This is a genomic window from Chlorobaculum sp. 24CR, from assembly GCF_004118635.1.
GTDB lineage: Bacteria > Bacteroidota > Chlorobiia > Chlorobiales > Chlorobiaceae > Chlorobaculum.
The window spans coordinates 23,721-34,206 of record NZ_SDGU01000045.1 but is presented as its reverse complement, the minus strand read 5'-3'; the positions used below and the strand labels follow the sequence as shown (position 1 = coordinate 34,206).

The window sequence follows — 10,486 nt, the reverse complement described above, 5'->3', positions numbered from 1 at the left end:
AAAACTGGGGGGCGGTTATCAATCAGTTTTCCATTAAATTCGAGGGAAGGATGCCTCTATGAAAACGACCGTTTACACACTTATCTGAACAGGCTCCTCCCGCGCCCGCAATGGTCATCGCAGGCAGTGACTTAAGAAAGTCCTGGGCTTTATTTCCAAAATCCAGACTTTCTTTTACCGATTCAAGGTAAGCGCTACGCAGCTTCTCGTTTTCCTTGAAATTAAGGTCACGCCCCTTGTAAACAACATCGATACTGCGCAGACTGGCTTTCATCGTGGCGACGGCGCTCGTCACATAACTGCGTTCGTCATCGCTGATTTGCGGTGCCTGCTCTTCAATGCCCTTCAGCACATCCTCGACGTAGGTAGCCATGGTTTGCGAAGGGGCATCATTGGAAAACTTGCCCGACATGGCCCAGACCATGCGTACAGCTGTTACCGTGGGAAGCAATGCGGTTTTTGACATGTGATTCTCCTTGTAACTGGTTTTATTGATCTAAGGCAAACCACGAAGCCTATTGCTGCCATTTTGTCAATGTCGAGTATCGGAACCATTCGCTTGTTCGCTCACTGACAGGCTGACAAAACATGTTGATTCTACAATGTAAGCTCTCCCGCTCTTCCCCAATTCATCACTCTCCCCTCTTCCCCTCCCGCTTTCTCAGCAGCTCGACCAGTTCGGCGGTAAGCGTGGACTGGCGCTCGAAGGCTTCGGTGAGGCGTTCCATGTCGGTTCGGCGGTTGCGTTCGGTTTCGGCATCGAAAAGGATCGGCTTCTGGAAGCCTTCGGAGAGGCAGAAGATGCGCTTCATTAATGCTCGCAAGTGAGAGTGGCAACATGGTTTGGGGTAAACCTGTGAACAGTTATAAGTACAAACGACGCATAAAAAGATACGCCTTACCGAAGCAAAAAACGTGATTCCGACATCAAAGCCGCTCGATGCAACGGTAAAATGGCGCTGGATGCTTCGCTTCGCTCAGCATGACAGAAAAGAATGGTGCTCCAGTAATTTTTATCGATTTCTCCGGGAACGCTTCTTTTCAAAGACCCAGCCGCACAAATCATCTTTCCATGCTCAAGCGCCGCAATCGCTGGAGACGCGGTCGAGGATGGTCAAATACCAGCGCTCGCCGATTCTCGTCAGATAAAACACCAGATCGTTTCCATTCACGTCAACCAGTACGACCCGAACGCTTTTCGCTTCGAGCGCTCGAAAGCGGTCGATCGTTTCCTGCGAAATCTCCTTCAGTCCGTTCCGCTTCAGGTTAATCGCCGTGGTGCTCAACAAAACATCCCGGTGTTTTGGGTCGCAGAACAGGCCGGTTTTCGACCACGCCTCGCGCTGGCAATCGTACTCCGGCAACGGCGCGTACCTGAGCGGCGCTGCGCTACTGAGCTTCGGATAGGGAAAATATCCCGGCACGGGCTTTGCGAAATCGATCCTTGAAACAGCTTTGAAAACGTTGTAAACACCCTCGCGATACATGACGATCACGCCTTGCTCTGAATTAACAAAGCGGTTCAACCGGGCCTGGTCTCTCGACCTGAAGGCATTGACTACCCCAGCCGCCGCTTCGTCAAAGGATTGCCTGCGAGCCATGGCTTGGCCGCAATCCGCGAAAAGCGTCAGGATCGAAAAGAAAAACAGAACACCAATTCGGCGCATCGAAACAACTGAAAATCTGCTCATGCTTCACAAGAGTTTAGATAAAATCTGGCGATTACAAGTCATTCTCACCCCTTCTCTCCCCTCTTTTTCAGCACCTCGACCAGTTCGGCGGTAAGCGTGGACTGGCGCTCGAAGGCTTCGGTGAGGCGTTCCATATCGGTGCGACGGCTGCGTTCGGTTTCGGCATCGAAGAGGATGGGCTTCTGAAAGCCTTCGGAGAGCCGGAAGAGGTGCAGGCAGATGCGGATGAGAATGACGTAGATCACCGGCAGGAGGTATTCGCCGAAAATGACCGGCATCTGCTCGTAGTGCCGGATGACCGAGTCCCAGTCGCCGACGCCGAGGGCGCTCCACTTGACGAAAAAGTAGAGGTAAATCATCGGATGGAAGATCATGAAAAAGCGCAGAATCCGCGCCTGGCGCTGGTTCGCCGGGTCGCTCTCGTACTTGGAAAGCAGCCACGGAAAGTGGCCGACCAGCATCGCCGCCCGCCGGTCGTTGAGGTAGCGCGCGCCTTGCAGCGCCGAGTCGATGAACGAGGCGACCTGGCTCAGGAGCGCCGTCGAGAGAATGGTGGCCAGAAAGGCATAGCTGAAATCATCGAACTTGAACGACCCGGCCAGGTACGGCAGGGTGATGGTTTTGGGCTTGATGACGATGAACAAGAGGGCGATTCCGGCGAGTGTCACCGAAAAGGTGTGCAGCTTGCGGGCGTGGCGCAGGCTTTCGACCACCGCCTCGGCGTTGGATCCCTGCATGGAGTTGCCGGACGGGTCGAGGCGCACCAGAGCCGCCGAGTCGGTCGAGGGCGAGTAGAGGCCGTTGACGCCGATCTGGCACCCCGTGACGCCGTCGTAGCGCGTGGAAAGATCGATGGTGCTGCGGCTCAGGTTTATGCCGTCGAGCCGCGCGCCCGACAGGTCGGCTCCGCGCAGATCGGCCCCGCGCAAATCCGCGCCGGAGAGCTTCGCTTTCGCAAACGTCGCGCCGGTGAGGTCGGCCTCCGAAAGATCGATGCCTTTCAGGTCGGCGGCGCTGAAATCGGCCTGGCTGAGGTCGGGCCGGATTTCCGGCTGCGCTTTGCGCCAGTGGTTCCAGCTTCCGACTCCAGCCCTGAGCCTGTCGAGATGTTTCTTTTCAGCCATGCAACTTGCGGAAAATCAATTCGTTATGGCCGCAGCTCTTTCGCCGGTGGGCGTCTGCGTTCTTTCGAGCCAGGCGAGAATGGCGTTGAAAAGCGAGGCGCTGCGGATCACCTGGGTGTAGGTCTCATCGACGCTCATGTCGCGCTTTTCCCTCCGGATCTTCAGGCCGAGCTTGCGGGCCGATTCGGCGACGACGGCGATCTCACGCGCCAGATCGGCTTCGCTGTTGATAACCGGCGGACGCATCATGCGCTGGATATAGCCGATGTTGCGGCGCACGCTGTTCTCGATGATGCCGTCATTGATGCTGTGGCGCTCTTTGTTGAAGTCGTCGTAGCGGGTGTTGTGCAGCGGCATGGAGAGGTCGCCGCAATAGTGGGCGCAATAGACCAGCGGATAGTTCGCGTATTTGCCGCTCTTTTTCATCGCCCGGTAATCCCTGACCGCACCGATGATCGCGCCGTACAGATGCCCTTCGTCGTCGCCCGGCTGGTTGTAGCGCCCGACCTGCGCCATCACCATTTCGGGCGTGACCCGCTTGTTGGCGTTGTTGTTGTAGTAGTGGTTCGGGCTTTCGACCGGGCCGAACATCTCTTTCGACTTGGCCACGTCGGGCGCGGCGGCGCTGTACCAGAGGTCGAACCCGGCGGCCTCGGCGACGGTGAGATGGGTTTTGTCGTGCCAAGCGTTGGCGTCGGGCTGGAATTGCTGGGCGAAGAAAAGCGCCGTGATGGCGGCGATGCGAAGGGTCAGAAAGCGCATGAGAATTCTTGCTGAAAGGATTGATAATCAAAGAGCACTTCAAAAGCAAGATACGCAGAATCGGAGAACAGCGGCAACAGCGGAGGAACGGACGGACGGAGATTTTGCCGGGCCGCAACGCTTGTCGAACGGAGTGGCGGCCCGGCGGCGGCGACGGATCAGGCGGACATTTCGAGCATTCGCCGGATCGACTTCAGCGCTCCTTCGCGGAGCTGCTCGTCAACGGTGATCTCCGGTGCGCGATTCACCATGCAGAGGTAGAGCTTTTCGAGGGTGTTCTGCTTCATCTGCTTGCAGACACTGCGCGGGTTGGCGGGGTCTTTGGGCGCGGGGATGAAGGTTTTTCCGGGCGAGCGCTTCTCCATTTCGTAGAGAATGCCCGGCTCGGTGGCCACGATGAAGCTCTGCGACGGACTCTTTTCGGTGTAGTCGAGCAAGGCCGAGGTCGAGCCGACGAACGAGGCGTGGCGCAGCACCTCCTCGCGGCACTCAGGATGGGCGATCAGCTCCGCGCCGGGATGCATCGCTTTCGACTGGATCATGTAAAGCTCGGAGTAGGCTTCGTGCACGTAGCAGAAGCCCTGCCAGAGCAGCATGTCGCGCCCCGTCTGCTTTTTCACCCACGCGCCGAGGTTGCGGTCGGGGCCGAAGATGATCTGCTGCTCCGGCGGAATCTGGCGCACGATATGCACGGCGTTGGACGAGGTGCATATGATGTCCGAGAGCTTCTTGATCGCCGCCGTCGAGTTGACGTAGGTGATGGCGATGGCGTCGGGGTGCGCCTCTCGGAAAGCGCGGAACTCCTCCTCCGGGCAACTGTCGGCCAAGGGGCACCCAGCGCCTGCGTCGGGCATGAGCACCAGCTTGCCGGGGTTGAGAATCTTGGCGGTCTCGGCCATGAAGTAAACCCCGGCAAAGACGATCACGTCCGCCGAGTTCTGCTCCGCGGCCCGCGCGAGCGCGAGGCTGTCGCCCACAATGTCCGCCGCCTGCTGGATCTCCGGCAACGTGTAGTAGTGGGCGAGAATGACGGCGTTCATCTCCTTTTTGAGCGCCTCGACTCTCTGGAGCAGCTCTTGGGTCGAAAAGCCCGCCGCCTCTTTCTGCATATCGGTTGCTGTGGTCATATCGATACATCGGAAAAAAAATGAATAAAAAAAGGCTCCTCGACAGCCGAAGAGGAGCAGAGCCGGAACTGGAAGGCGGACGCCAATCCGCCCCTCTCCGGTGATTCAACTCAGATAGTCTTCCAGGTCGTCGTCTTCCCGGATCAGAAGGAGAATGGCAGAATTGGGCACGATCAGATAGCGCTCCTCCGCGTACTCGATCTCGTAAGCGCTGTTCTGGACAAAGATCGCCAGATCGCCGGTTTTGGCCTGAAGCGGAATGTATTGCGGCGTTTCGGCCCGCTCTTTCCACGGCTCGTCGTTGTCGGAGGGCGGGCCGACCGGATAGCCCGGGCCGGTTTTGAGCACGTAGCCGCTCTGGATTTTGGCCTTCTCCTGAACGCCCGGCGGAAGGTAAATGCCCGATTTGGTTGTTTCGTCAAGCGATTTCGGCTTGATGAGCACCCGGTCTCCGACGACGATGAATTTATCCGTAGCGTTTCTGCGTTTGTCAAATAACATGCGCTGTTGCAATATTTTGGCAAGAGTTCCCGTATGCCGGGCTGACGCGCCGGATGGAGAGAAACTCGCCACCATCTGGCGCGAACGCTTCCTCGACCGACGGTCGTGATGCTCAAAATCGTCATTTCAGCCCAAAAAGCAAAAAAACGGTTTTCAGCCCGGCAGTTCCGAAGCAACGGCATGGCTGAAAAATTCATCGGAGAAAAGCCGCTCTATCTGTTATATTTTCGTTTCGTTGCCAGTACCGTCCGGCCGCCAACGCTCCGGATCGAGGCTACCGAATCAAGACTATTGCAAAACAAGATCACCCTGACAACACCTGTTCCGGTTTCTCGCCGGAAAAACAGGAGGCAGGAAGTGCGCCAATGTGTTAACCAGGAAGACAACGGACGTGTCGAGCTTTTTCCGTTTTATCGCCAAGCATACCGCATATCTCTATTTTCTGCTGTATTGCGCTCTCTCCATCATGCTCATGCAGCTTCAGCGCAAGGAGACGCTCGATGCGATCCGCGAGCGCGGGCTCGTCATCAACGCAGCCATATCCCGGCAGTTCACCGACGCTGCCGCTATTTTTACGCTGGAACGGGACAACCGGCAGCTCTTTCTGCAAAACGCGCGACTCTTCAGCCAGCTCCTGCGCCAGCAGGCGGTGCTCCGTGACGCCAGCGCGCTGAACGCCATTCAGGCGACTGCGCCGCAATGGGTCGGCAACTACAAGGTCGCCCGCGTGGTTGACCGGCGCTTCAGCTCGACAGACAACATGCTCATCATCGACGCCGGCTCGCGCCGGGGCATCGCCAAAGACATGGCCGTGCTGACGCCCGACGGACTGGTTGGCCGCGTCATCGAAGTCTCCGCCAACTACGCGAAGGTGATGCCGGTCATCAACCGGAACTTCATGGTGAGCGTCGTCAGCGACAGCACCCGCACCAACGGCCTGCTGGCCTGGCGGAACGGCAACGAACGCCTGGCCATGCTGGATCACGTGCCGGTCAGCAGCAAGCTGCTCGTGGGCGAACGGGTGACGACCTCCGATTACAGCACCTTCGCCAGCCGGGGCATTCCGGTCGGCCAGATCATCCGCGTATCGAAAGACAAACTTTTCTACAAGGTCGATGTGCGTCTGGCGGTCGATTTTTCATCGTTGTCGTGGGTGCTCATCTCACTGGCGAAACCGTCGATGGAAAAAATCGAGCTGATGCAGTCGCCTGACATTCCGGAAAAAGGGAGCGTAAACCAGGCGACGCAGCAGCAACCACAGCCAACAAACGACAAACGGCCCTGACTTTTGAAAAAATATTTTCTCTATATAACTATTGCGGTCATTCTGGCTTTCTTGCAGCGCTTCCTCTTTTCGAGGCTGCTCGTTCTGCATGTATCGCCAGACATTCTGGCCATCTTCATCGCCTTTATCTCCATGTCGGTAGGCCAGAGAACCGGCACCTCCTTCGGCTTCGCGACGGGCCTGCTTGCAGGCATCCTGTCGGGCAACCTCGGCCTGTCGGCGCTCACGGGTACGGTTGAGGGCTTCGCGGCGGGCTTCTTCCATGTGCCCGAAGAGAGCCACGCAACCTCGGTCAAGAAAAAGCGCATGTTCTACTTCGCGACCCTGACTGCCCTCATCGTCGGCAATCTGCTTCAGTCGATCCTCTCCGACCCGCTCTCGCTCCCACTCTACATCAGGCTCCCGGAGACGGTCATCATCGGCACCCTCATGAGCATGGCGCTCGCCGTGCTCGCCTTTCACTTCGGTCTGAAAAAACTGCTGAAGGATTGAGCCATGGACGATTTTCAGCGCGGAATCAAGCTGACCATTGTTCTCGTAGCAGCCGCATTCCTGTTTTTTACGGGGCGTCTGGCGTGGCTTCAGATTGTCCGGCATGACGACATCGGTTCGAGATCGGGAAGCGTCAGGCGAATACGGGAGCAAGCGCCGAGAGGCCATTTTATCGACCGCAACGGCGCGACCGTGCTCGAAAACCGGGCGCTCTACACGCTCAAGATCATCCCTTCGGAACTGCGCCCATCGAGCGTGCCGTACCTGGCCAACCTGCTTGAAATTCCGGTCGATGAACTCAGGGAGCGAGTCGAACAGGCCAATGATTACAGCCCATTCGCCGTTTCGACCGTTTACCGCGACCTGAACGAGTTCGTCGTGGCCCGCATCAGCGAGAACCTCTGGCGGCTGCCCGGCGTCATCATCGAGATCGAGGACAAGCGCAAATACAGCGAGCTGTTCCGCGGTACGCACCTGTTCGGCTACCTGCGCAATGTCAGCAAGGCGCAGCTCGACACCTTGGCCGAACGGGGCTACACGCCGGACGACAAAATCGGCTTTTCCGGCCTCGAACGAACCTACGAAGACGAACTCCGGGGAGAGAAGGGCGCGCGCTTCGAGCTGGTCAATCCGCTCGGAATGCTGGTCGGCAAGTACAACGACGGCCAAAACGATGTTCCCTCCGTCAAGGGCAACGACCTCTACCTCACCATCGACGCGGGCCTTCAGGAGCTTGCCGAAAAGCTGCTCCGGGCGACGGGCAAATCGGGCGCGGTGGTGGCCATCGACCCCTCGGACGGCGGCGTCTTGGCGCTGTGCAGCGAACCCGATTTCGACCTCGACATCCTCAACGGCAAGACCCGCAAAAAAGAGTGGGCCGACATCGTCTTTTCACCCGAAAAGCCGCTCTTCAACCGCGCCATCCAGGCGGTCTATCCGCCCGGTTCCACCTACAAAATGGTGCTGGCCATCGCCGGACTCGAAGAGGGGGTCATCAAACCCGAAGACACCATCTTCTGCACCGGCGGCTGGAACTTCGGCAGACGCACCTTCCACTGCCACGGCGGCCACGCCCACGGCACGGTCAACATGAAAAAAGCGATCATCGAGTCCTGCAACATCTACTTCTACCAGCTCATGCTCAGGGTCGGCCTCGACACGTGGGACAAGTATGGCAAAATGTTTGGATTCGGCCAGCGCGAGGGCATCGACCTGCCTGGCGAACGGCGAGGTCTGTTGCCGACAACCAAATATTACAACAAGCGTTACGGCGAAGGGCGCTGGACGAAAGGCTACCTGGTCAGCCTCGGCATCGGACAGGGCGAGCTTGGGGCCACGCCGCTGCAACTGGCCAACTATACCGCCACTTTGGGTAACGAGGGCACGTGGCACGAACCGCACATCGTCAGGGGGTACCGCGACACGCGCACCGGCATTTACGTTCCGGTTCCGCATGAATCGCGCACCCTGCCGGTCTCGAAAGAGACCTTCAAAATCATCAAGGAGTCGATGCAGGGCGTGGTGAATAACAAGGAGGGCACCGGCACGCTGGCGCAGGTGGCGGGCGTGACGGTGGCGGGCAAGACCGGCACGGCGCAGAACCCGCACGGCAAGGATCACGCCTGGTTCATCTGCTTCGCGCCGGTGGATCACCCGAAAATCGCCATTGCGGTGCTGGTCGAAAACGCCGGTTTCGGCGGCAGCATCTCCGCCCCGATCGCGCGGGAGATGATGAACTATTACCTTGTCGAAAAGAACAAACCACAACAGGGTAATGTCGGCGTAAAAGCCGTCGCCAAAGTCAAAGCGCTCAACGATTCGCTGAGCGCCGGAAAACCACCGCAACCCGCCAGCTCCGCTCCGGACAGCACCGGCACGGCTCCGCAGGACGGACAGGAGAGTGCAGACTGATGAATTTTAAAACCGAATCGGCGACGATCGCGGGCTTTCTCGAAGATACGAGCAACCTGAAAAACGGCTGGACGCCGGGCGTCTTCTTCCCCGAAACGCCGGAGGAGGTCGCGGCGCTGTTGCGTGACGCAGTGGCGGACGCGCGGCGCTACACCATCGCGGGCAACGGCACCGGCACCACCGGAGCGCGGATTCCCTTCGGCGACCACGTCATCGCCATGCAGAAGCTCGACCGCATCGGCGAGCCGGAACCGGCGGGCGACGGACGGGCGCTCCTGCGTGTGCAGGGCGGGGCGCTGTTGCAGGATGTTCAGTCGAAAGCCGCAGCGGCTGGCTGGTTCTACCCGCCCGACCCGACCGAAAAAACCTGCTTCATCGGCAGCACCATCTCCAACAACTCCAGCGGCTCGCGCTCGCTCAAGTACGGCCCGACGCGCAACCACGTGCAGGCGCTGACAATCGCGCTGCCGCAGGGCGATCTGCTGGAGATCAAACGCGGCCAGCACTTCGCGGACGCCGACGGACGCTTCACGCTCGACCTGCCGCTCGCCGGTCGCGTAACCTTCCGGATTCCCGACTACCCGATGCCGACCACCTCGAAGCACAACGCGGGCTACTGGTCGGAGCCGGGCATGGACCTCATCGACCTCTTCATCGGCTCGGAGGGCACGCTCGGCGTCATCGTCGAAGCGACACTGCTTCTGCGACCGGCGCCGGAGCGGGTGATCGCCTGCGTCGCCTGGTTCCGGAGCGAGGAGGAGCTGCTCGACTTCGTGAAGCAGGCGCGCGCCGGAAGCGGCGGCGTGAAGCCGCGAGCGCTCGAACTCTTCGACCGGCGAGCGCTGGAGTTCCTCCGGCAGCGCTACAGCGAGATACCGACGGAGACGGCGGGCGCGATCTACTTCGAGGAGGAGACAACCGCCGCAGCCGAGGACGCTTGCCTCGAAGCGTGGCTCGACCTGATGGAGCGGTGCGGCTCGCCGGTCGAAAAGAGCTGGGCGGCGCTCGACAGCGAGGGGCTACAGAGGCTGCGCGACTTCCGCCATCAACTGCCGGTGCTGGTCAACGAATGGCTCGGCCGCCAGCGCGAAAGCAAGGTGAGCACCGATATGGCGCTGCCCGACGAGCGCTTCGCCGACCTGTTCCGCCTCTACCGCGACGCCTGCGAGCGCGAAGGATTCACGTACATCATCTTCGGCCACATCGGCAACGCGCACCTGCACCTGAACATTTTGCCGCGAAACCACGAGGAGTTCCTCCGCGCCAAAACGCTCTACCGCCAGCTCGTCGCCAACGTGCTCGCGATGGGCGGAACCCTCTCGGCAGAGCACGGCATCGGCAAGCTGAAGAGCGAATATCTGGTGCAGATGTTCGGCGCGACAGGGATCATGGAAATGGTGCGTGTAAAAAAAGCGCTCGACCCTTATCTTGTGCTCAACATCGGGAATGTGATTCCGGTAGAGTATTATCAGGAGTAGGCGCTCAAACTCTTGAACATTTGCCCTGGACTTTAGTCCGGGGGTTATGGATAAAACAAAATTAATAAGGGCTTTAGCCCAATCTCTTGACTTTGGCGATAGTTGTCATCGGTTG

At 59.0% G+C, this 10,486-nt stretch carries 11 protein-coding genes; 4 read left to right on the top strand and 7 right to left on the bottom strand.

All coding sequences use genetic code 11. From position 1 onward, the window contains the following. Positions 1-22: 22 nt before the first annotated feature. From EST62_RS09260 to EST62_RS09225, 7 genes are all read right to left on the bottom strand, one after another. A complete protein-coding gene (locus EST62_RS09260; RefSeq protein ID WP_167599276.1) occupies positions 23-466 on the bottom strand; it encodes a hypothetical protein in 444 nt (147 codons plus the stop codon). A 166-nt stretch (positions 467-632) separates the two neighbouring features. Continuing rightward, the gene (locus tag EST62_RS13505; protein ID WP_167599273.1) at positions 633-812 is read right to left on the bottom strand and encodes a hypothetical protein; all 180 of its coding nucleotides are present in this window, start codon (positions 810-812) and stop codon (positions 633-635) included. Positions 813-1,076: 264 nt separating this feature from the next. Next, the gene (locus EST62_RS09245) at positions 1,077-1,691 is read right to left on the bottom strand and encodes a hypothetical protein (protein ID WP_129051806.1); all 615 of its coding nucleotides are present in this window, start codon (positions 1,689-1,691) and stop codon (positions 1,077-1,079) included. A 44-nt stretch (positions 1,692-1,735) separates the two neighbouring features. Next, a complete protein-coding gene (locus tag EST62_RS09240; protein ID WP_129051805.1) occupies positions 1,736-2,815 on the bottom strand; it encodes a pentapeptide repeat-containing protein in 1,080 nt (359 codons plus the stop codon). A 15-nt stretch (positions 2,816-2,830) separates the two neighbouring features. Further along, positions 2,831-3,577 carry a hypothetical protein gene (locus EST62_RS09235; protein WP_129051804.1) on the bottom strand — a complete coding sequence of 249 codons (747 nt, stop codon included), beginning with the start codon at positions 3,575-3,577 and terminating at the stop codon, positions 2,831-2,833. 158 nt (positions 3,578-3,735) lie between these two features. Next, a complete protein-coding gene (gene nadA / locus EST62_RS09230) occupies positions 3,736-4,704 on the bottom strand; it encodes a quinolinate synthase NadA (RefSeq protein WP_129051803.1) in 969 nt (322 codons plus the stop codon). A 105-nt stretch (positions 4,705-4,809) separates the two neighbouring features. Beyond that, positions 4,810-5,205: a co-chaperone GroES family protein gene (locus tag EST62_RS09225; protein WP_129051802.1), complete on the bottom strand. Its 396-nt coding sequence runs from the start codon at positions 5,203-5,205 to the stop codon at positions 4,810-4,812. A 391-nt stretch (positions 5,206-5,596) separates the two neighbouring features. On the opposite strand from EST62_RS09225, the gene mreC reads away from it, so the two are divergent. From mreC to EST62_RS09205, 4 genes are read left to right on the top strand one after another with little or no spacing between them, the layout of a single operon-like run. Then, a complete protein-coding gene (gene mreC / locus EST62_RS09220) occupies positions 5,597-6,490 on the top strand; it encodes a rod shape-determining protein MreC (protein WP_245153576.1) in 894 nt (297 codons plus the stop codon). 3 nt (positions 6,491-6,493) lie between these two features. Continuing rightward, on the top strand, positions 6,494-6,982 hold the full coding sequence (locus EST62_RS09215) for a rod shape-determining protein MreD (protein WP_129051800.1): 489 nt from the start codon (positions 6,494-6,496) through the stop codon (positions 6,980-6,982). Between the two features lie 3 nt (positions 6,983-6,985). Continuing rightward, positions 6,986-8,893 (top strand): penicillin-binding protein 2, encoded by a 1,908-nt coding sequence (gene mrdA, locus EST62_RS09210; protein WP_129051799.1) that lies wholly within the window; start codon positions 6,986-6,988, stop codon positions 8,891-8,893. Beyond that, on the top strand, positions 8,893-10,371 hold the full coding sequence (locus EST62_RS09205) for an FAD-binding oxidoreductase (RefSeq protein ID WP_129051798.1): 1,479 nt from the start codon (positions 8,893-8,895) through the stop codon (positions 10,369-10,371). Before mrdA ends, EST62_RS09205 begins: the two co-directional genes overlap by 1 nt. Positions 10,372-10,486: the final 115 nt, after the last annotated feature.

What these genes read in the sequence shown, in the direction of transcription:
- EST62_RS09260 (WP_167599276.1), bottom strand. Translation starts at nt 466, where the DNA reads ATGTCAAAAACCGCATTGCTTCCCACGGTAACAGCTGTACGCATGGTC.
- EST62_RS13505 (WP_167599273.1), bottom strand. Translation starts at nt 812, where the DNA reads ATGAAGCGCATCTTCTGCCTCTCCGAAGGCTTCCAGAAGCCGATCCTT.
- EST62_RS09245 (WP_129051806.1), bottom strand. Translation starts at nt 1,691, where the DNA reads ATGAGCAGATTTTCAGTTGTTTCGATGCGCCGAATTGGTGTTCTGTTT.
- EST62_RS09240 (WP_129051805.1), bottom strand. Translation starts at nt 2,815, where the DNA reads ATGGCTGAAAAGAAACATCTCGACAGGCTCAGGGCTGGAGTCGGAAGC.
- EST62_RS09235 (WP_129051804.1), bottom strand. Translation starts at nt 3,577, where the DNA reads ATGCGCTTTCTGACCCTTCGCATCGCCGCCATCACGGCGCTTTTCTTC.
- nadA (WP_129051803.1), bottom strand. Translation starts at nt 4,704, where the DNA reads ATGACCACAGCAACCGATATGCAGAAAGAGGCGGCGGGCTTTTCGACC.
- EST62_RS09225 (WP_129051802.1), bottom strand. Translation starts at nt 5,205, where the DNA reads ATGTTATTTGACAAACGCAGAAACGCTACGGATAAATTCATCGTCGTC.
- mrdA (WP_129051799.1), top strand. Translation starts at nt 6,986, where the DNA reads ATGGACGATTTTCAGCGCGGAATCAAGCTGACCATTGTTCTCGTAGCA.
- EST62_RS09205 (WP_129051798.1), top strand. Translation starts at nt 8,893, where the DNA reads ATGAATTTTAAAACCGAATCGGCGACGATCGCGGGCTTTCTCGAAGAT.